At 67.0% G+C, this 18,811-nt stretch carries 19 protein-coding genes; 10 read left to right on the top strand and 9 right to left on the bottom strand.

Translation table 11 applies throughout. The features are described from left to right. The coding region (locus tag ACE3TU_RS07815) for a DsbA family protein (RefSeq protein ID WP_374622389.1) at positions 1–566 on the top strand (566 nt) is incomplete at its 5' end. A gap of 209 nt (positions 567–775) precedes the next feature. Beyond that, on the top strand, positions 776–2,929 hold the full coding sequence (locus tag ACE3TU_RS07810; protein ID WP_374622386.1) for a DUF294 nucleotidyltransferase-like domain-containing protein: 2,154 nt from the start codon (positions 776–778) through the stop codon (positions 2,927–2,929). 3 nt (positions 2,930–2,932) lie between these two features. On the opposite strand, the gene ACE3TU_RS07805 is transcribed toward ACE3TU_RS07810, so the two are convergent. From ACE3TU_RS07805 to ACE3TU_RS07790, 4 genes are all read right to left on the bottom strand, one after another. After that, entirely contained in the window at positions 2,933–3,259 is a 327-nt protein-coding gene (locus ACE3TU_RS07805) for a hypothetical protein (RefSeq protein ID WP_374622384.1), read from the bottom strand. A 4-nt stretch (positions 3,260–3,263) separates the two neighbouring features. Next, positions 3,264–3,569 carry a hypothetical protein gene (locus ACE3TU_RS07800; RefSeq protein WP_374622382.1) on the bottom strand — a complete coding sequence of 102 codons (306 nt, stop codon included), beginning with the start codon at positions 3,567–3,569 and terminating at the stop codon, positions 3,264–3,266. Positions 3,570–3,678: 109 nt separating this feature from the next. Beyond that, positions 3,679–5,625: a sodium:solute symporter family protein gene (locus ACE3TU_RS07795; protein ID WP_374622381.1), complete on the bottom strand. Its 1,947-nt coding sequence runs from the start codon at positions 5,623–5,625 to the stop codon at positions 3,679–3,681. A gap of 52 nt (positions 5,626–5,677) precedes the next feature. Then, on the bottom strand, positions 5,678–5,932 hold the full coding sequence (locus ACE3TU_RS07790) for a DUF4212 domain-containing protein (RefSeq protein ID WP_374622378.1): 255 nt from the start codon (positions 5,930–5,932) through the stop codon (positions 5,678–5,680). 238 nt (positions 5,933–6,170) lie between these two features. On the opposite strand from ACE3TU_RS07790, the gene ACE3TU_RS07785 reads away from it, so the two are divergent. Beyond that, positions 6,171–6,800, top strand: coding sequence for a hypothetical protein (locus ACE3TU_RS07785; protein WP_374622375.1), 630 nt, complete (start codon positions 6,171–6,173; stop codon positions 6,798–6,800). Between the two features lie 54 nt (positions 6,801–6,854). Here the strand turns inward: ACE3TU_RS07785 and ACE3TU_RS07780 are convergent, their stop codons facing one another. Together ACE3TU_RS07780 and ACE3TU_RS07775 are read right to left on the bottom strand one after the other, a co-directional pair. Then, on the bottom strand, positions 6,855–7,355 hold the full coding sequence (locus ACE3TU_RS07780; protein WP_374622372.1) for a fasciclin domain-containing protein: 501 nt from the start codon (positions 7,353–7,355) through the stop codon (positions 6,855–6,857). A gap of 182 nt (positions 7,356–7,537) precedes the next feature. Next, positions 7,538–8,914 (bottom strand): HD-GYP domain-containing protein, encoded by a 1,377-nt coding sequence (locus ACE3TU_RS07775; RefSeq protein WP_374622370.1) that lies wholly within the window; start codon positions 8,912–8,914, stop codon positions 7,538–7,540. Positions 8,915–9,157: 243 nt separating this feature from the next. Here ACE3TU_RS07775 and ACE3TU_RS07770 point away from each other — a divergent pair, with 243 nt between their 5' ends. Further along, entirely contained in the window at positions 9,158–9,709 is a 552-nt protein-coding gene (locus tag ACE3TU_RS07770) for a hypothetical protein (protein WP_374622367.1), read from the top strand. Positions 9,710–9,837: 128 nt separating this feature from the next. Here the strand turns inward: ACE3TU_RS07770 and ACE3TU_RS07765 are convergent, their stop codons facing one another. Further along, on the bottom strand, positions 9,838–10,551 hold the full coding sequence (locus tag ACE3TU_RS07765) for a GntR family transcriptional regulator (protein ID WP_374622365.1): 714 nt from the start codon (positions 10,549–10,551) through the stop codon (positions 9,838–9,840). Between the two features lie 266 nt (positions 10,552–10,817). Between ACE3TU_RS07765 and ACE3TU_RS07760 the strand changes: the two genes are divergently transcribed. The 6 genes from ACE3TU_RS07760 to ACE3TU_RS07735 all read left to right on the top strand — a co-directional run bounded on the left by ACE3TU_RS07760 (position 10,818) and on the right by ACE3TU_RS07735 (position 16,712). Further along, positions 10,818–11,906 carry an ABC transporter ATP-binding protein gene (locus tag ACE3TU_RS07760; protein ID WP_374622362.1) on the top strand — a complete coding sequence of 363 codons (1,089 nt, stop codon included), beginning with the start codon at positions 10,818–10,820 and terminating at the stop codon, positions 11,904–11,906. 23 nt (positions 11,907–11,929) lie between these two features. Next, positions 11,930–13,225, top strand: coding sequence for a PotD/PotF family extracellular solute-binding protein (locus tag ACE3TU_RS07755; protein WP_374622359.1), 1,296 nt, complete (start codon positions 11,930–11,932; stop codon positions 13,223–13,225). A 219-nt stretch (positions 13,226–13,444) separates the two neighbouring features. After that, complete coding sequence (locus tag ACE3TU_RS07750; protein WP_374622356.1) at positions 13,445–14,365, top strand: ABC transporter permease; 921 nt, start codon at positions 13,445–13,447, stop codon at positions 14,363–14,365. 3 nt (positions 14,366–14,368) lie between these two features. After that, a complete protein-coding gene (locus ACE3TU_RS07745; protein WP_374622353.1) occupies positions 14,369–15,181 on the top strand; it encodes an ABC transporter permease in 813 nt (270 codons plus the stop codon). Then, on the top strand, positions 15,181–15,873 hold the full coding sequence (locus ACE3TU_RS07740; protein WP_374622351.1) for an aspartate/glutamate racemase family protein: 693 nt from the start codon (positions 15,181–15,183) through the stop codon (positions 15,871–15,873). Before ACE3TU_RS07745 ends, ACE3TU_RS07740 begins: the two co-directional genes overlap by 1 nt. Continuing rightward, complete coding sequence (locus ACE3TU_RS07735; protein WP_374622348.1) at positions 15,870–16,712, top strand: GNAT family N-acetyltransferase; 843 nt, start codon at positions 15,870–15,872, stop codon at positions 16,710–16,712. The genes ACE3TU_RS07740 and ACE3TU_RS07735 overlap by 4 nt, the downstream gene beginning before the upstream one ends. A 115-nt stretch (positions 16,713–16,827) precedes the next feature. On the opposite strand, the gene ACE3TU_RS07730 is transcribed toward ACE3TU_RS07735, so the two are convergent. Together ACE3TU_RS07730 and ACE3TU_RS07725 are read right to left on the bottom strand one after the other, a co-directional pair. Then, positions 16,828–17,961 carry a glycosyltransferase family 2 protein gene (locus tag ACE3TU_RS07730; RefSeq protein WP_374622346.1) on the bottom strand — a complete coding sequence of 378 codons (1,134 nt, stop codon included), beginning with the start codon at positions 17,959–17,961 and terminating at the stop codon, positions 16,828–16,830. Continuing rightward, the coding region (locus ACE3TU_RS07725; RefSeq protein ID WP_374622343.1) for a glycosyltransferase family 4 protein at positions 17,847–18,811 on the bottom strand (965 nt) is incomplete at its 5' end. The genes ACE3TU_RS07730 and ACE3TU_RS07725, both read right to left, overlap by 115 nt.

Here is an 18,811-nt window from a genome sequence, read left to right as displayed (position 1 = left end):
GCTCGGTCTTTCCCGATGCGCGCGGCAAGCTCGGCCTGTCGTGGAAGGATCGCGGCGGCCTCGCCGGCTATGCCGAGCACGTCCGCTCGGTGGCCCGCCGCTTCGACCATGTCGAGGTCCATCCGGATGCATGGGTCGTGGCGCAGCCCCGCAGTTCCACCGCCCTGCACCAGTTCGTCAAGGCGGTTGAAATCGAGGACCCGGCCGCCTCGGCGAGCAGTGTCCCGCTCGCCGAGCGGCTCGGCCATCGCGCCGCCTGGGCGCTGCGCGAGGCCTTCTTCCGTGACGGGCGCGACATCGGGCAATGGTCGGTGCAGGCCGAGATCGCGTCGGGCTTCGGGCTCGATCCGCCGCGCATCGAGTCGCACCTGCGCAGCGGCGCCGCGGCCGCCGCGCTCGAGGCGGACCTGCAGCTTGCCGCGAGGCAGCATATCGCGGGCAGCCCGACATTCGTGATGAACGAGGGTCGGCAGATCCTCTACGGCAATGTCGGTGCCCACCTGATCGGCGCCAACATCGAGGAGATGCTGCGCCAGCCGGAGGCCGACGAAGCCAGCTGGTGCTAGCCTCGCCAAGGGAGCCGAGTCCGTCTGTCGCACGAAGCCGGAACACCAACTGCCGGCCCGGATGCTGGGGTCGCCGGCGCCGCAGCCCCGTGTCCTGCTGCCGCGTCGCTACCGGCCCGACCTTGCGCCAGATCAAACCGCAGTACCCCCGATCGATCGCATGCTAGACACAGTGGAGTGGGGAGGCGGATGTGTCGGGAGAGCAGCTGATGTCTCGGGCGGACGGCTTCGGTCATGGCGCGGTCACGGGTGCGACGCCTCTCTTTGCCGCTCCCGTTATCGCCATCGACACCGAAACCACCAGTCTCGATCCGGCGGTAGCGCGCATCGTCGAGCTCGCGGCGGTTCGCTTCACGGCAGGGGGCATCGATCCGGAGCCGCCGCTCCTGTCGCGCATCAACCCGGGTGTTCCGATTCCGCCGGTGTCGACCGCCGTCCACCATATCACCGATCAACTGGTGTCCGGGGCCCCTCCGATCGGCCGCCTTTTGCCGCGGCTGCGGGAATATGCGGCGGGCCGCCTGCTGGTCGGGCACGCCGTCGGCTTCGATCTTGCCGTGCTCGAGCGCGAGGCGCAGCGCTCCGGATCTGGTTGGCAGAAGCCGCGCTCGCTCTGCGTCCGCTCCCTCGCCATGCTCGTCGCGCCCGACCTCGCCAACCACTCCCTCGATGGTCTTGCCCAGTGGCTCGGCGTGACCATTTCCAACCGTCACTCCGCCCTCGGCGATGCCGAGGCCGCGGCGCACATCTTCCTGTCCCTGGTTCCGCTGCTCGAGCAACGCGGCATCGTCACCGTCGCACAGGCCGAGCGGGCCTGCCGGCGTCGCGTCGTCCGCGAGGGCGAGGAGGCTGCCGGCTGGATCGATCCGGTCGCGACGCAGGCTTCCCCACCGGCCCTGGGCGCCATGTCGGCCCGGGACACCTTCGCCTATCGGCACCAGGTGGCCGACGTGATGGCCACCGCGCCCGTCATAGTGCCGGAGGCCATCGCGCTTGCCGAGGCGATGCGCGTCATGGTCGAGCGCAATATCAGTTCCGTGCTCGTAGCCGCCGATCCGGCTCCCGGGCAGCCAGTGAATGCCTATGGCATCCTCACCGAGCGCGACGTTCTGCGTCGGCTGGTCGAATCCGACGTCGACGTGCTGCTGCGTCCGGCAGGCGATTTCGCCTCGCGGCCCCTGCATTCCATTCGCGCTCAGGCCTTTGTCTACCGCGCCATCGGCCGCCTCGCCCGTCTGCAAATCCGTCACCTGGCCGTGCGTAGCGACAACGGGCGGCTCGTCGGCGTGGTCTCGGCCCGGGACCTGCTGCGCACGCAGGGCGGGGCTGCGGTCGCGCTTGACGATGCCATCCAGGTTGCCCGCACCCCGAAGGCGCTCGCTGCCGCCTGGTCGACGTTGCCGGCGGTTGCCGCGGCCCTCCTGAGCGAGGGGGTCGACGCAAGGCAGGTCTGCCGCATCGTCAGCGAGGAGATCCGCGCCATGACCCGGCAGGCTGCCATGCTGGCCGAGCACGCCATGATGGAAGCAGGGCTGGGCGCGCCGCCGGCCCCCTACGCCGTGCTGGTCCTGGGCTCGGGGGGACGCGGCGAAAGCCTGCTGGCGCCCGATCAGGACAATGCGCTGGTGTTCGACGGCGAAGGTGCCGATGCCGTGCCGGGCGGCACGACGGACCTGTGGTTCTCCGAACTCGCGACCCGTCTCTCCGATATCCTCGATCAGTCTGGCATCCCGCTTTGTCGTGGCGGTGTCATGGCCCGCAACGCCCAGTGGCGCGGCTCGCTCGACACCTGGCGGGCGCGCATCGCCGATTGGGTCGGCAAGTCGCGCCCGGAAGACCTGCTCAATGTCGACATCTTCTTCGACATGATCCCGGTGCACGGAGATGTGGACCTCGGCCAGCGGCTGTTCGAGATGGCCTGCGCCACCGGCGCCGGCAGCCCCGCCTTTGCCAAGCTGCTCGTCGACGGACTCGCTGCCGCCGACCCGTTCACCCTGCTGGGCGGATTGAAGCTCGAGGACGGGCGCCTCGACCTCAAGGCCCTCGGCCTGTTCCCGATCGTCCGGCTGGCGCGATCTCTCGCTATCCGCCACGGCCTCGCCCTGCACTCCACCACCGAGCGGCTGCAGGCGCTCGCCGCCCGCGGTAAGGGCAGCGCCGACCTCGAAGCGCTCGATCGGGCGCACGCGGTGCTGTTGGCGGCCCTGTTGCACCAGCAGGCGCTCGACATCGAGGCGGGACTGCCGCCCGGCAACCGGCTCGATCCGCGTGCCTTGGACAAGGAACAACTGGAGCGCCTGAAGCAGGCGCTGAGGCAGGTCCGGGTGGCGCCCGACCTGGTCCGCGACCTGATGTTCGGGTGACCGTCAGCCTCGGCCGAGCGCCGCCGCCAGTCCGGGTAGGGTCGGCAGCGTGGCGATCGCCATGCAGGCCAGCCAGATCGCCGACGAGACCAGGTCCGTGCCCTTTCGCTGCGTCAGTCGCTCGTAGAGGGCGGCCGGGACCCCAGTCATCATCAGCAGCACGCTCGACACGATCAGCGAGGAGAGCGTCACCACGGCCGTCTGGTCGACCGGTGCCCAGCCCGGGTACCACAGCGGATAGAGCACGAACACCGACAGAAGCAGGGGCGACATGATGCCGTTGAGGATGGCGAGGGCAACCGTCGCAATGATCAGGTGACGCGGCTGCATGGCGCTACACCGCCGCGGCCGGGGGGAGCAGTCCGGCGACATTGAGTCCGACCGCAAGCCCGACTCGGGCGACCGAAAGCCACAGCACGCAGAAAACCACCACCACGATCCGCGGCAGCGCCTGCGGGGTAATCAAGGCCACCAGTGAGATCACCGGGTCGGTGAGCGATTTGAACGCTCGCCAGATGTAGTTGTCCCAGTCCTGCGGCACGAAGATGCCGAGCAGCAGCCGTCCCATGAAGGTGTAGACGAGGGCCGCGAGGACGAAGTTCGGGATGTGAAAGTACCAGTGCGTCCAGAAGTCGGCCACGGAACGATGTGCCTCTTGGTCAGCAGGGAAAATGGGCGCCGCCGCGGCCCCTTTGGGCACGAGGCGGGGCCGCCGGGCGGCCCCGCCTCGCAGGTCTTTCGTCAACCGGTCAGGTGGTCTTTTCTTCCATGACGATCTTGCCGCGCGGTATGCGGATCTCGTCGATCATGTCCTGCATCTCCTTGGACGGCGCCTTGGTGAGCAGGCTGACGACGATCATCACGCCAAAGCCCACGGGCAGGCCGAACGCCGCGGCGGAGAGGTTCTTGATCCCCCACCAGTTGGCGATGGTCTGCGCGTAGGTATCGAGAGCCTTGGCCGCAGCGGCCTGCGCGTCGGGTGCTGCCGCCGCGAGGGCCGCCTTGAGTTCGGCGTACTTGGCCGCCCCGTCCGCACCTGCCGACGACAGGAAGCTCCAGGTCTCGTAGAAGCCCGGAGCCCCGTAGCGGGTGCCGAGCAGGTAGTAGACGCACACGCCGAACCCGGCGACGATGCCGGCCAGCGCTCCTGCCGTGGACGTCCGCTTCCACCAGATGCCCAGAACCAGCGCCGGGAAGAGGCCGGCGGCGGCCAGCGAGAAGGCCCAGGCCACCATCGACAGGATGTCGGCCGGCTTGGTCGATGCGACATAGGCCGCGACGATGGCCACCACCACCAGCAGGACACGGGACACCAGCAGCCGGCGCGCCGTCGGCGCGTTCTGGTCGATCATCTTGTAGTAGATGTCGTGGCTGAGCGCGTTGGCGATGGCCAGCAGCAGGCCGTCGGCGGTCGAGAGCGCCGCCGCAAGGCCGCCGGCTGCGACGAGGCCCGAGATGACGTACGGCATCCCGGCCATTTCCGGCGTTGCCAGCACGATCATGTCGGCATTGAGCGCAATGTTGCCGAAGCCGATCTGCGTCACCCCTTGCTCGGTGCAGGCGGCGACGATGGCGGCCGTATCGATGGCTGCCTTGCCGCAGATCTGCACCAGCGAGCCGTCCGCAGCCGCCCAGCGCAGCATCCAGCCCGCCTTGTCGGCAATGTTCTCGGGCGTCAACCCGCTCGCCACCAGGTCGAGCATGGTCCACTTGGCAAACGCCGCATAGGACGGCGCCGTGAAGTAGAGAATGAAGATGAACAGCAGCGACCAGGCCACCGAGTTGCGCGCTTCACGCACCGAGGGGGTGGTGAAGTAGCGCATCAGGACGTGCGGCAGCGACGCCGTGCCCACCATCAGGCAGAGGATGAGCAGGAAGTAGTTCGGCGCATTGAAGCCGCCATGCACGAACGGCGTCAGGTGCTGGACGGCGATGCCCTGGGCCGCTTCGAGGGCGCTGATGCCCTGCAAGGCCTGCCCGTACATGATCTGCGGCAGCGGCACGCCGGTCTTGACTGTCGACATCCAGATCGCCGGGATCAGGTACGCGATGATCAGCACGATATACTGGGCCACCTGTGTCCAGGTGACTGCCCGCATGCCGCCCAGCATCGAGCACACCAGGATGCCCGCGAGGCCGACATAGACGGCAATGTTGAAGTCGAGCCCGATGAAACGGGCCGAGATGATGCCCGTGGCGTAGATCTGCGCCACCACATAGGTGAACGAGCAGGTCATCAGCACGATGACGCCGAGGAAGCGAGCAAGGTTGCCGCCATAGCGGGCAGACAGGAAGTCGGGCACCGTGTAGGCGCCGAACTTGCGCAGGTAGGGGGCGACGAGGATGGCCACCAGCACGTAGCCGCCGGTCCAGCCCACCACGTAGGCTAGGCCGTCATAGCCGAGCGCATAGAGGGTGCCCGCCATGCCGACGAACGAGGCGCCCGACATCCAGTCGGCGCCGGTTGCCATGCCGTTGAAGATCGCCGGCACGCGCCGGCCGGCTACGTAGTACTCGCCCACCTGCATGGTTCGGCTCATGATGCCGATCGCCGCGTAGATGACGATGGTGAAGCCGACGAAGAAGTAGCCGATGACGACGTTCGGCACGCCCAGCGCGCTCAGGATCGCCATCAGGATGATGAAGGCGATGAAGCCGCCCGTGTAGATCGTGTAGACACGGCCGAGATTGGACATGAAGTCCCCACCCCTGCCGGCCCCCGTTGTTTCGCTAGCCATGTGCTCCCCCTCAGTCCTCGGCCACGCCGTGTTCTTCGTCGATGCTGTTCTGCTGCCGGGCAAACCAGAACAGCATCAGCACGAAGGCGATCAGCGATCCCTGCGCGGCCATGTAGAAGCCGAGCGGGAATCCGAGGATCACGATGGAGTTGAGTTGGCCCACGAACATGTGGACCACGAACGAGAACACTACCCACAAACCGAGTACGACGAACATCAGGTTGCGGGTCTTGCCCCAATAAGCGGCACGATCCGGTGCGGACACTGCGCATCCCTCCAATTGCTAGCGGGCACGCCCCCTTGAGGGCCGGCACCGCGACCTCCCCAACACCGCCTCCAGGCCCCTCAGCCGCGACGCGGTTCCCTCCGACGCACGCCCGAAGCACCATCCGCGCACGTTCACATTTTCGTAACACTCTCTTAATGATTAGTCTAACGCGACCTGCGCGGCGGCGGCGGTGCTGCCGCAACCCGCACGGGCGGCCAATCCGGGGAGGATCGTCATGCTCAAGGCACTGGCCGAAAGGGTGATGCGCACCCTGTTTCCAAGGCCCGAGCCGATCGCCGACCGCGCGGCACTCGGCCGATTCCTGGACAGCCGGGCCGCGTTCCTCGCCCAGAAGGGTATCGTCGAGTTCTGCCGCGTGCGTGCCGGCATCCACTGGCAGAAGCTGTTTGCCGAAGAAGAGTTCCGGCACGCCCTGTCCCGTTCCACCTGGCAGGCCTACGGCCCAGCGCTGGCGCTGGTTTGCGAGATGGTGGAGGCAGCGGTGCGCCCCCACGCCGGCATCGATCGACAGAACGCCGCCCGGGCCATCGTCGCCATCGCCCGCGAGCGCTATCTGGCCTATCCGATCCCCGCCGGGTTCACCGCCGAGCAATGGGCGGCCGGGCTGGAACTGGTTGTCCGGGCCATCGAGGAGCGCCAGGGCGAGGCCTCACGCCCGGTTCGCGACATGCCGCGCCAGATGGCGCGCCTGGTGTTCGCCGCGCTCCCGCTCCACCCCAGCATCGTCACCAACGATGCCGACTATATCCACAACAATTTGCGCATGAACCTGCTGCGGTCCCACGACGATTTCCTCGCCGTGGCCGATCTGCCTGCCCTCGCCCGCGATCTGCTGCGATCCTAGCGACCGGCGGCCGAGGATGCGCGGTGGCCGCGCATCCTCTTGTCGACCAGTGGATCAGGGCAGCAGCACCGCGTCGATCACGTGGATGATGCCGTTGTCCGCCGCGATGTCGGCCGCCACCACATTGGCGGTGTTCGACGCCTTGACGGTCACTGCCTGCGTCGCGGCCGTCTTGGTCACGGCCAGCATCTTGGCGCCGTTGAGCGTCTTCACGTGGATGGCGCGTCCCGGCAGCTGGTTCGAGGCCAGCTCGCGCGGCAGCACGTGCAGCGTCAGGATGGCAACCAGCTTGTCCTTGTTCTCGGGCTTGAGCAGGTCCTCGACCGTCCCCGCCGGCAGCGCCGCGAAGGCGTCGTCGGTCGGCGCGAAGACAGTGATGTTGTCGGTGCTCGCCAGCGCCTCGGCGAGGCCGGCGGCGGTGGCGGCTGCGAGGAGCGTCTTGAACGTGCCGGCCGAGTCGGCGGTCTCGACCACGTTGGCGGCGACGGACGGCGATGCCGCCGCGAGGCCGGTGATCAGTGCGGCGGCGATGGCGATGGATTTCAGCGACTTCATGACTCACTCCCAGTTTGGTGCCAGGGTCCCGTTTGTCGGGTGGCTGTGCTGGAGAACGAGGCGCGCCAGACGCCGGATTTGCCCAGCATCATCAGAACAACGTGAGTGATCCGCGCCGCTCCGTCGGCGTTGTCAGCCCCCTGGGCCGTGTTGCGCAGGCCGGGTAGCTCCGCAGTCGGCCGTCAGGACGCGTGGCGCAGATCGTCGCTGGCCGTTACGCTCTGCATCTTGATGAAGCCGCGCTTCAGTGCCGAAAGGCAGTCCGGGTCGATGGCCGTGCCGACGTCCGCCTGCATCACCGCAAACGCCTGCGTCGCCGGCATCGCCTTGCGGTAGGGCCGGTCGGCGGTCAGGGCATCGAAGATGTCGGCAGTCGTCACGATCCTCGTGTCGAGGCCGATTTCGGCTTCGCCGAGGCCGTGGGGATAGCCGCGGCCGTCCAGCCGCTCATGGTGGGAACCGGCGATCACCGCCATATCCTTGAGCGCGGCGATGCGGACCAGGATGGATCGACCGAGCTCGGGATGCCGTCTGATCTGCGCCCATTCCTCCTCGTTCGGCTTGCCGTTCTTGTCGAGGATCGAATTGGGCACGCCCAGCTTGCCGATGTCGTGCAGCAGGGCAGCGCGGCGCAGCCAGCGTCGGTGTTGCTCCGGATAACCCAGCTCGGCCGCGATGAGGTCGGAGAACAGCGCGACACGATCGCTGTGTCCGGCGGTGAACGGGCTCTTGGCGTCCACCACCTGGGCGAAGCCGGCCGCGATGTCGTCGAGGTAGTCCTCGTCGACCTCCCGGACGAGCGCCACCGGCTCGATCGCCGCGACGCGGGCCGGAAGATCGGGTGACAGCATCGCCTGCCAGACCTCGGGGTTGCCGGACAGCGTGCGAAGCCAGGCGACAATGGCGGGGTCGAACCAGCGACCGCTTCGGGACTCGACTTCGGCCAGTGCGGCCTCGGCGCCCCCGCGCATGAAGAACACATCCGCCACCTGCACGAGCAGCGCGATGCGGGCAAACAGCGAGATATCGGCGCCCTGGCGCCCGAGCGGTTGGCCGGAACCGTCCCAATGCTCGTCGAGGTCCAGTATGCCGCGGGCGACGCGCTCGTTGAAGCGCATCGTCCGAGCGATATCGGCGCCACGCTGGCAGCGCGTCTCGATGAGTTCCCGGGCGATCTCTCCACCGTTCCGGGCGATGTGGACGAGGGTCTGCAGCCGCTCGATCATGCCTGACTTGCGGGCGGTGTTGGCGATCAGGAAACGCAGCACGTCGGGCAGTCGGCTGTCGACGAACTTGTAGGCCTGCTTGAAGGTCAGGTCGTCCGCCAGATACAGCCGGCAGATGCGGGCGGCGTTGGAACTGCACCCGATATCCTTGAGCAGCAGCGTATAGTAGAGGTCTGAGAGTTCCCCCTCGTCCAGGCCCGCCTGCCGGGCGATGTGCATGCCCAGCCAGCAGCAGCGCAGGCTGTGACCGACCGGCTGGCCCTCGGTGATGTCGAGTGCGTAGCTCAGCGCACCGACCACATCCGACAGGTGTATCGCTTCGGTAGCGGCCATCCGTACCCCGCCTGCAGAACTCGTCGGCAGACTACCCGGAGCCACTTAACAAACCGGATCGATTTGCCGCGACAAACCTGTCCTATGCATCGGCCGTGCGGCGAAGTTGTCCTCCAAGCCCGTCGACCTGCGGGTTGGGCAATACCCCCCATTTGCGAGGTGCGGTTGCAGCGCGGGCCGTGAAACTGGCCGAGCGGAGGGCGCATCCCCTCGCTACCTTGAGATCAGCCACGGAGGAACCAAATGAACAGACTGCACCGCGCGCGCTTCGGGCGTGCAAAGACCACGCGTCGCGCTTTCGCCCCGGGCCTGCTGCTTCTGGCGGCAACCCTCGTCGCTTCTTCGTCGTCGGCCGCGGAGCTTGCCTACGAGGGCACGTTTGCCTGGCTGGCGGTCGGGACGACCTACACCATCGAGGACAACCACTCGTATTTCGTCGGCGAGTTCGGCGGCTCGCTGGTCGCGACGAGCAAGAGCGGACCATTTCACGGAATCGGCATTGTCTGCCCGGGCTTCAACGATATCGGCGTGGCGGGCGGCGGCTACTGCGTGCTGACGGATGCCGCCGGCGACAAGGCATTCATGGACTGGACCTGCAAGCCCGCTGCCCCGACGCCTGGCGCGCTTGTCACGAGCGACTGTTCGCTGAACTTCACTGGAGGTACCGGAAAGTTCTCCGGCGCCAAGGGCAGTGGCCCCTTCGCGGCGTATATCACAGCGATCAATCCAAACGGAAAAGCGTCCGGCTATTCGACGGTCGAACCGGCGATTCTGGTTTCGGTGGACGGCCAATAGAAGCGTCATACCGAGGAGGGAAGCCTCCTCGGTACCTAGCTTCGACCTGCCGCGGCCGGACCGCACCTCGACGGCCAATCGCCTTACGCGGAGGTTCGGCCGAACGCCGGGCCGAGGTGGGCGGCAGATCAGCTGTGTGTCAGGGCCGCTCGCAGGTCGAGCCCGTGCGCCGGCCTGAGGTCGAGGTCGGATTCGATGTGGTCGATATGGTGGACGAGCAGCTCGGCAGCGAGCGCGGCGTCCCGTCGTTCCAGCGCCGACAGGATGCTGCCATGGTCGGCGTGTCCGCAGCTCGAGGCGCCGGTGCGGCCGTAGAGGGCGATGACCAGCGAGGAGCGGGCCACCAGCTCCTCCATGAAGCGCTCGAGCACCGTGTTGCCGGCGACGCGGGCAAGCGCCAGGTGGAAGTCGCCGGAGGCGCGGATCTCGGCGCGACGGATGCTGGCGCCGCGCTCGCCCATCAGCCGGGTTTCCTCCTCCAGCAGGGCCCGGAAGCTGGCGATATCGGCGGGCCGAAGCCTGCCGACCGCCGCTTCCGCGAGGGCCGGCTCGATCAGCCGCCGCGCGTCGAACACCTGCCGGGCCTCGTCCGGGCTCGGATTGGCGACGAAGGCTCCCCGGTTGCGCTCGGATCGCACCAGCCCCTCGAAACTGAGCATCTGCAGCGCCGAGCGGACCACGGTGCGGCTGACCTCGAACAGCGCGCCCACTTCGGCTTCACCGAGCTTGGTGCCCGGCGCGAGGCGGCGATCGATGATGGCGTCGCGCAGCTGTTCGCGGATGGCTGCAGCGCGGTCCTCGACGCCGTCGGGCGGCGCAAAGGGGTAGTCGGCAAGGTTCATGGCGTTCCCCGATGACGCACGCATCCTTACGCCGATTTGGCCGCCATGTAATCGCCAAACGTGCATACGCCTCGCTGCGGGAATTGCATACAATTTCGGCCTGAATTGCAGACATGTGCTCACAACTTGGGCAGACGCGCAGTTTGCCCACATCATCGTCACAAGTCGAGAACGGCGAAAACGATATATTTGTCAGGAGATTAGCCGGAGGGCTCGGAACTGGCACGGGCGATGCATTGTCTGTCATGACCCATGGGGAGTGCAGCATGCCCAAAGCGGCGGAGATCGATCTGGCGTCGGTGACCAAGCGCTACGGCGCGACGGTTGCGGTCGACGCGATCAGCCTCCGCATCCCCGCCGGCACCTATTGCTGCCTGCTCGGCCCCTCCGGCTGCGGCAAGACATCTACGCTCAGGATGATCGCCGGGCACGAGACGGTCTCTGATGGCGACATCGCGCTCGGCAGCGCCGTCGTCACCAACCTGCCGCCGGCCAGGCGCGGCACCGCCATGATGTTTCAGTCCTACGCGCTGTTTCCGCATCTCGATCTCGTCGACAACGTCGCGTTCTCGCTGCGCATGAAGGGGGTGGGTAGGCCCGAGCGCCGGGCACGGTCGCTCGACATGCTGCGGCTCATGCAGATGGAGGCCTATGCCGACCGCCGACCGGCCCAACTCTCGGGCGGGCAGCAGCAGCGGGTGGCGCTGGCGCGCGCCCTGATCACCGATCCGGAGGCCTTGCTGCTCGATGAGCCGCTTTCGGCGCTCGATCCGTTCCTCAAGGTGCGCATGCGCGCCGAACTGAAGAAGCTCCAGGCGCGGCTCGGCATCACCTTCGTGCACGTCACCCACAGCCAGGAGGAGGCGATGGCGCTCGCCGACCTGATCGTGGTGATGAACAATGGTCGGATCGAGCAGGCGGCGACACCGCGCGAGGTCTTCGAGCGGCCGGCCACCGCCTTCGTCGCCCGCTTCATGGGCGACCACAACGTCGTTTCCGGCCGCAGTGCCGGCATGAATGACGGCCTCGCCGTGCTCGAAGTGCCCAATGGCGGCAGCTTCGCCGCCGCCGGCCCGGCGGCAAACGCGGGCGAGCCGATCGACATCGCGGTGCGCACCGATCACGTGCGCATCGGCGAACCGGCCCGGAGGGGGCTCGGGTTCACCGGCACGGTCGCCAACATCGAATACCGGGGCGCTTCCGTGAAGCTCTCGGTCGATGGTGCCGGCATCGAGGATTTCACCGCCATCGTCGATGACCGCCGCTTCAATGCGCGGCCGGTCCGGGTCGGCGATGCGGTGCCGCTCAATTGGGATGCCGAGGACGCCATTGTCCTGGGTCGTCTCGAGACGTGAACGCCAACAACAGGGGTTAGGCAATGAACGGGACGAAACAGACTCTCCAGGCAGCCGGGATTTCCCGCCGCGCCATTCTGAAGGGCGCCGCCGCGCTGACCGGCACGGCGCTCGGCACCGGTGCGCTGGGCGGCTTTCCGACCGTCTGGGCGCAGAACCCGATCACGCTGCGCCAGTTCGGCACGGGCGTGTCCAACCTCAACGCCATTGCCGAGAAGTGCAAGGCCGATCTCGGCATCACGCTCGAGATGACGGCAACCGATTCCGATGCCGCAGCGCAGCGCGCCGCCACCCAGCCGGACAGCTTCGACATCGCCGACATCGAGTACTGGATCCTGAAGAAGGTCTATCCGCTCGGACCGATCCAGCCGATGGATGTCAGCCGGCTCAAGTACTATGACAAGGTCGTGCCGCTGTTCAAGAACGGCAAGCTGACGCCCGACAGCGTCATCGCGCAGGGCACCGCGCCGCACACCGTGGGCTATGTCGAGGCTCCCGACGCCAAGACCTTCGCGGCCGGCGAGACCGGCTGGTTCACCATGATGCCGACCATCTACAATGCCGACACGCTCGGCATCCGCCCCGACCTCGTCGGCCGCGAGATCACCACCTGGGCCGATATTCTCGATCCGGCCTTCAAGGGCAAGACCTCGATCCTCAACATCCCCTCGATCGGCATCATGGACGCCGCCATGATCATGGAGGCGACCGGCGAGATCACCTATGCCGACAAGGGCAACATGACCAAGGAGGAGATCGACAAGACCATCGATTTCCTGATCAAGACCAAGCAGGCCGGCCAGTTCCGCGCCTTCTGGAAGAGCTTCGACGAGAGCGTCAACCTGATGGCCTCGGGCGAGGTGGTGATCCAGTCGATGTGGTCGCCGGCCGTGGCGGCGGTAAGGTCCAAGGGCATCCCCTGTGTCTACCAGCCGCTCAAGGAAGGCTATCGCAGCTGGGGCGGCGGGCTCGGCCTTGCCGCGCACCTCTCGGGCGCCATGCTGGATGCCGCCTACGAGTACATCAACTGGTACACCTCCGGCTGGGTCGGCGGCTATCTCAACCGCCAGGGCTACTACTCGGCCTGCATGGACACCGCCAAGGAGTTCATGAGCGCCGATGAGTGGGGCTTCTGGATCGAGGGCAAGCCGGCCGCCGGCGATATCCTCTCACCCGACGGCGCAGTGATGGAGAAGGCTGGTGCGGTGCGCGACGGCGGCTCCTTCCTCGAGCGCATGGGCCATGTCGCCTGCTGGAACTCGGTGATGGACGAGGACCGCTACATGGTGAAGCGCTGGAACGAGTTCATCGCGGCGTAAGGGCCTCTCACAACCACGCTGCGCTCCGGGACGTGGGCACCCTCCCTCCCCCTTGCGGGGAGGGTAGCGGAGCCGGGAGCGCAGCGACCTGGCGCAGCCAGGGTGGGTGGGGTGGCCTTGGTACTCGGGGCCGAATCGCACCCCACCCCAGCTCCCTGGGGGCCCGACGGCCCAAGCTTCGCTACCCTCCCTGCAAGGGGGAGAGAGAAGGGCGGGCATATGGAGAGTCTTGTGACTGTGGCAGACCAGATCACTGTAGCGGGTTCGAACAAGCCCCGGCGCCGACCCGTCTCGCTCGCGCGCCTCGCCTCCTATCTCCAGGCATTGCCGCTCGCGGTCATCCTCGGCTTCTTCCTGCTGCTCCCCATCCTCCTCCTCTTCGTCGTCAGCTTCTGGGACTACGATTTTGCCGGGCTCTACCCGGATTTCATCACGCTGAACTACGAGGACACGCTGGGCAGCTGGGTGACCTGGAAGACCTATCTCAACACCGTGAAGTTCGCGGCGATCGTCTGGGTCATCACGCTGTTCGTGGGGTTCTGGATCGCCTACTTCCTCGCCTTCCATGTGAGGACCGCGGCGATGCAGACGGTGCTGTTCCTGATCTGCACCGTGCCCTTCCTCACCTCCAACATCATCCGCATGATCAGCTGGATTCCGGTGCTGGGGCGCAACGGGCTGGTCAACTCCACGCTGATCCAGCTCGGCCTCGTGCCGCAACCGATCGAGTGGTTGCTCTATTCCGACTTCGCGGTCGTGCTCGCCATGGTGCATCTCTACACCCTGTTCATGGTGACGCCGATCTTCAACACCCTGATGCGCATCGATCGCTCGCTGATCGAGGCGGCGCGCGACGCCGGCGCAAGCCCGTTCCAGATCCTGTGGACGGTGATCCTGCCGCTGGCGCGGCCCGGCATGGCGATCGGCACCATCTTCGTGGTGACGCTGGTGATGGCCGACTATTCGACCGTCCAGGTAATGAGCGGCGGCCAGAGCGCCTCAGTGGCGCTGATGATGAAGAACCAGATGAGCCTGCTGCAATACCCGGCCGCGGCGGCCAATGCCGTGGTGCTGCTGGCGCTGGTGCTGCTGCTTGTCGGGGCGATCCTGCGCGTCGTCGACATCCGCAAGGAGCTCTGAGAGATGGGAGACAGACGCGGTCTCGGTTTCTATGTCCTCGCCGGCTTCTTCGTCCTGTTCGTGCTGTTCCTCTACGGGCCGATGTCGGCGATCTTCATCCTGAGCTTCCAGGGTCCCTCCGGCGGCCTCACCTTTCCGCTCAACGGCATGTCGCTGCACTGGTTCGGCAACCTGTTCGAGAAGCAGGCGGTAGGCGATTTCGGCGCCAGCTTCTCGCGCTCGCTGATCCTGGGCCTGCTGGTGATGGCGGTGACGGTGGTGGTGGCGCTGCTCGCCGGGCTTGCCTTCCGCCGCCATTTTCTCGGGGCGACGCCGCTGTTCTACCTCACCATCGCCAGCCTCGTCGTCCCCTCGATCATCGTCAGTCTCGGCATTGGCGTGCTGTATCAGCAGCTGGGCATGCGGCCGTCCTGGTTCGGCTCCGGCTTCGGGGCGCATCTCACCTGGACGCTGCCCTTCGGCGTCCTGATCATGTTCGCGGTCTTCAACCGCTTCTCGCCCAGCTACGAGGAGGCCGGCCGCGATCTCGGCGCTTCGCCCTGGCAGACCTTCTGGCACGTGCTGTTGCCGATGATCGCGCCGAGCCTGATCGGGGTGGGGCTGTTCGGCTTTTCGCTGAGCTATGACGAGTTCGCCCGCTCGCTGCTCACCATGGGCACCTACAACACGCTGCCGCTCGAGATCTACGCCATGACCACTAACGTGACGACGCCCGTGCTCTACGCCCTGGGTACGGTGACCACGCTGTTCAGCTTCCTGGTCATCGCCGGGACGGTAGGTGTCATCGCGCTCATCGGCCGCAAGCGGGCCAGCTGATGCGCATCCTCGTCATCAACCCCAACACCACCGCCTCGATGACCGAGAAGATCGGTCGCGCGGCGGCCGAGGCGGCCTCCGCCGGCACCGAGATCGTTGCGCGCAATCCGGCGAGGGGGCCGGCCTCGATCCAGGGCGTCGAGGATGGGGAGGCGGCGCTGCCGGGCCTGTTTGAGGAGATCGACAAGGCCGACGGGTTCGATGCCATCGTCATCGCCTGCTTCGACGATACCGGTCTTTACGCCGCCCGCAGGCGCACGCGCATCCCGGTGGTGGGGATAGGGGAAGCGGCCTATCACTATGCGATGCTGGTGGCCGAGCGCTTCTCGGTGGTGACGACGCTCTCGGTCTCGATCCCCGTCATCCAGGAGAACATCATGCGCTACGGGGTCGCCGGCCGCTGCGGCAAGGTGCGGGCCAGCAACGTGCCGGTGCTGGAACTCGAGCGGCCCGGCTCGACGGCGCGCGAGACGATTTCCGACGAGATCGCCTCGGCGCTCCTGCACGACAATGCCGACGCTATCGTTCTCGGCTGCGCCGGCATGGCCGACCTCGCCGCCGACCTTGCGGCACGGCACAGGGTCCCCGTCATCGACGGGGTTGCGGCGGCGATCAAGCTCGCCGAGGGTCTCGTGACGATGCGGCTCGCCACCTCGCAAGCCGGCGTCTTCCGGCATATGCTCCCCCGATGAAGCTCGATATCCGCCCGATGAGTCGTGCCGATCTCGAAGCGGCGCTCGGGTGGGCCCGCGAGGAGGGCTGGAATCCCGGCCTCGACGACGCGGTGCCGTTCTATGCCGAGGACCCTCGGGGGTTCCTCATGGGCTGGCTGGGCAGCGTCCGGGTCGGCTCGATTTCGGTGGTGCGGTATGGCGAGCGCTTCGCCTTTCTGGGCCTCTACATCGTCCATCCCGCGCATCGCGGCCGCGGCTATGGCAAGGCGCTGTGGGATGCCGGCATTGCCAGTGCCGCCGGCCGGACCATCGGGCTCGACGGCGTGCCGGATCAGCAGGAGAACTATGCGCGCTCGGGCTTTGCGCTGGCGCACCGGAGCGCCCGCTGGGGTGGCGTGCTCAGGGGGCTGGTCGCGACGCGCTCCTATGTGCGGCCGCTGGCCATGGATGATCTGCCGGCACTGCTCGCCTTCGACAGTCGCCACGTCGCGGCGCCGCGGCCGAAATTTCTCGCCGCCTGGCTCGCGCCCTCCGCGACGCGGCAGACCGAAGGCTTCTTCGACGCTGGCAGGCTGCGCGGCTACGGCACGATTCGCCGTTGCATCGAAGGCTGGAAGATCGGCCCGCTCTTTGCCGAAACCCCTGCCATCGCCGAAGCGCTGCTCGCCACCCTGGTGACCCCGGCCGGCACCGACAAGGTGTTCATCGACGTGCCCGAGCCCAATGCCGCCGGCCTCGAAATGGTGCGCCGTCTCGGCTTCACCGCTGCCTTCGAGACCGCCCGCATGTATCTCGGTCCCGCTCCCGCACTGCCGCTGTCGCAGATCTACGGTGTGACGACACTGGAGCTGGGGTGAGGGCGGGCGGGTCGCCCGGCGTGCGTGCGTAACGCAGGTCGCGTCGACCATTGCGCCGGCACCGATCGCCGGACCCGCACGGCAGTCGGATCACTCCGGCTATCCATCGGTAACGCTAGGACTTTCGGGGACCAGACCGGTCCTTCAGCCAGCGAAGCAGGATGGCTCGCTCTTCAGTCGAGCCCAGCATGCCGGGGACGTGGCGAAGACCGGCGAGTTCTCCCGCCTCGAGGGCCAGCTGAAGGCAGCGCCTGTGGTGCGCTGCACGGCGATGCCGGACGAGCGACTTCTGCGCCGGTGTGAGCGGATAGGCTGCCGCAATCCTGTCGACCAGCGACAGGTGAAAGACCGCCTCGCTGTAGGCTGTGTGCCTCCTGGCCCGGTCCTGGCCGTCGTATCGCTTTCCGGTGCCAAGGTCGCGCCCTTCGATGTCGTACGTGGCGAGAACCTCATCGATGTAGACGAACGTGCCTTGCCGGGAGAGCTTCAGCCACAGGTCGATATCCTCGGTTCGCTGCAGGCGCTCGTCGAACAGCCCGGCCGCCATGGCGGTCGAGCGACGGATCATCGTCGAGGAGGAGTGTATCCAGAGAAACCCTGCGATTGTTGACGGGATTGCCAGGCTCGCCTGGGTGAGGACGGAGAAGTCCCGGGCGATCGCATCGCATGGAAGCACGGCGGCGGCCGGCGGATAGCTCGACCACCAGGGCAGCATGGTACCGAGCACGAAGCCCTTCATCGTCAGGTCCGGGTTCTTTGTGCTCGTCATGCGAATGTCGCTGCCGGTGAGGACCGACCTGGCATCCCCGGCCATCGCGTCCACGAGCTTGGCCAGGATCGTCGGTTCCCAGGTGTCGTCACTGTCGAGGAAGGCGACGGCCTCGCCCTGGGCCGCGACAATGCCGGTGTTTCTCGCGCCGGCCGGACCTCGTCCGCGCCCGTTTGTCAGCCACCGCAGCCGCATGTCCGCGCGAGCGAACTGCCCGACGATCTCGGATGACTCATCGGTACTGCCGTCGTCGACGATGATGAGTTCCCAGTCGGAAAACGACTGCGCCTGAACGGACCGGATGGCGGCGGGAAGAAACGATGCCCGATTATAGGTCGGGATCACGACGCTGACGGCAGGCATCGTCACATCACCTCGAATGACAGTTCGCGGGGGCGCATGGGTGGCAGGGCGCTGGAACCGATTGGACAGTCGAGGGCCGACAGCAGTGCCGGCAGCCGCCTCTCGCGTGAGAAGCACGACGCCAGCGTCTCCGCCGCCCGCACGCCCATTGCGTCCCGCCTTTGCCGGTCCGTCTCGAGAGTGGCGGTCAGCACAGCGGCAAAGTGCGCTGGATCGGCCAGGTCGGCCAGAATGCCGTTGAAGCCGTCTTCGATCAGTTCGCGCGTACTGGACATGGGGTGGGCAATGCAGAGGCAACCAGCAGCGAGGGCCTCCATCAACGCCAGGGGAAACCCCTCGACGAGACTTGGCAGGACGACAAGGTCGCATGCGGCAAAGAACGCCCGCGGATCGGCGGTCCAGCCGGTGAAGCGGACTCTGTCCGTCACCCCGAGCGCGGCCACGAGTTCGACCAGCGACTGGCGCTTCCATCCGTCGCCTCCGACCAGCAGAAGTGCGTCGAGGCCGCGGGGCAGGGCCGCGAAGGCGCGCAGCAAGGCGTCGACCCGCTTCTCGGGAGCCAGTCTGCCGAGATAGCCAACGACGAGCCTGCCGGGGGGTACCTTTGCGGCCGCCCGCGCCGCAGCCCTTTCGCTGTCGGATGGTAGCTTGAAGCTGGGTGCGATCCAGTTCTGGCAAAGCGCGAGTTTTCGTGCGGGAAACGAGAAGTCGCGACTGGCGGCTTCGACGATCTCGCTCGAAACGCCGATTGAACGGTGGGTCAGAAGGCCGGAGAGCCACCCGACCATCGTCTTTGACAAGCGGAACGGCCACGCACCTTCCCAGGGCCTGTGCTCAATCGTGTATACTCGTCGTCCGAGTAGTCGGGCGACGGCCAGATCGGCCAGTCGAGTCTCGGCGAAGCGTCCCCTGCAGAAGACGAAGTCTCCACCCGCACAGGTGCGCAGGATGCGGGCCCAGGTCATGA

It is taken from the genome of Devosia sp., from assembly GCF_041917035.1.
Taxonomy (GTDB): domain Bacteria; phylum Pseudomonadota; class Alphaproteobacteria; order Rhizobiales; family Devosiaceae; genus Devosia_A.
This window is presented reverse-complemented; position numbering and strand designations above follow the sequence as displayed.

Excerpts from the sequence above, each read along its gene's own strand:
- ACE3TU_RS07740 (WP_374622351.1), top strand. The coding sequence starts at position 15,181 with ATGCGCATCCTCGTCATCAACCCCAACACCACCGCCTCGATGACCGAG.
- ACE3TU_RS07765 (WP_374622365.1), bottom strand. The coding sequence starts at position 10,551 with ATGAACCTTGCCGACTACCCCTTTGCGCCGCCCGACGGCGTCGAGGAC.
- ACE3TU_RS07745 (WP_374622353.1), top strand. The coding sequence starts at position 14,369 with ATGGGAGACAGACGCGGTCTCGGTTTCTATGTCCTCGCCGGCTTCTTC.
- ACE3TU_RS07760 (WP_374622362.1), top strand. The coding sequence starts at position 10,818 with ATGCCCAAAGCGGCGGAGATCGATCTGGCGTCGGTGACCAAGCGCTAC.
- ACE3TU_RS07750 (WP_374622356.1), top strand. The coding sequence starts at position 13,445 with ATGGAGAGTCTTGTGACTGTGGCAGACCAGATCACTGTAGCGGGTTCG.
- ACE3TU_RS07780 (WP_374622372.1), bottom strand. The coding sequence starts at position 7,355 with ATGAAGTCGCTGAAATCCATCGCCATCGCCGCCGCACTGATCACCGGC.
- ACE3TU_RS07775 (WP_374622370.1), bottom strand. The coding sequence starts at position 8,914 with ATGGCCGCTACCGAAGCGATACACCTGTCGGATGTGGTCGGTGCGCTG.
- ACE3TU_RS07755 (WP_374622359.1), top strand. The coding sequence starts at position 11,930 with ATGAACGGGACGAAACAGACTCTCCAGGCAGCCGGGATTTCCCGCCGC.
- ACE3TU_RS07810 (WP_374622386.1), top strand. The coding sequence starts at position 776 with ATGTCTCGGGCGGACGGCTTCGGTCATGGCGCGGTCACGGGTGCGACG.
- ACE3TU_RS07785 (WP_374622375.1), top strand. The coding sequence starts at position 6,171 with ATGCTCAAGGCACTGGCCGAAAGGGTGATGCGCACCCTGTTTCCAAGG.
- ACE3TU_RS07795 (WP_374622381.1), bottom strand. The coding sequence starts at position 5,625 with ATGTCCAATCTCGGCCGTGTCTACACGATCTACACGGGCGGCTTCATC.
- ACE3TU_RS07770 (WP_374622367.1), top strand. The coding sequence starts at position 9,158 with ATGAACAGACTGCACCGCGCGCGCTTCGGGCGTGCAAAGACCACGCGT.
- ACE3TU_RS07805 (WP_374622384.1), bottom strand. The coding sequence starts at position 3,259 with ATGCAGCCGCGTCACCTGATCATTGCGACGGTTGCCCTCGCCATCCTC.
- ACE3TU_RS07735 (WP_374622348.1), top strand. The coding sequence starts at position 15,870 with ATGAAGCTCGATATCCGCCCGATGAGTCGTGCCGATCTCGAAGCGGCG.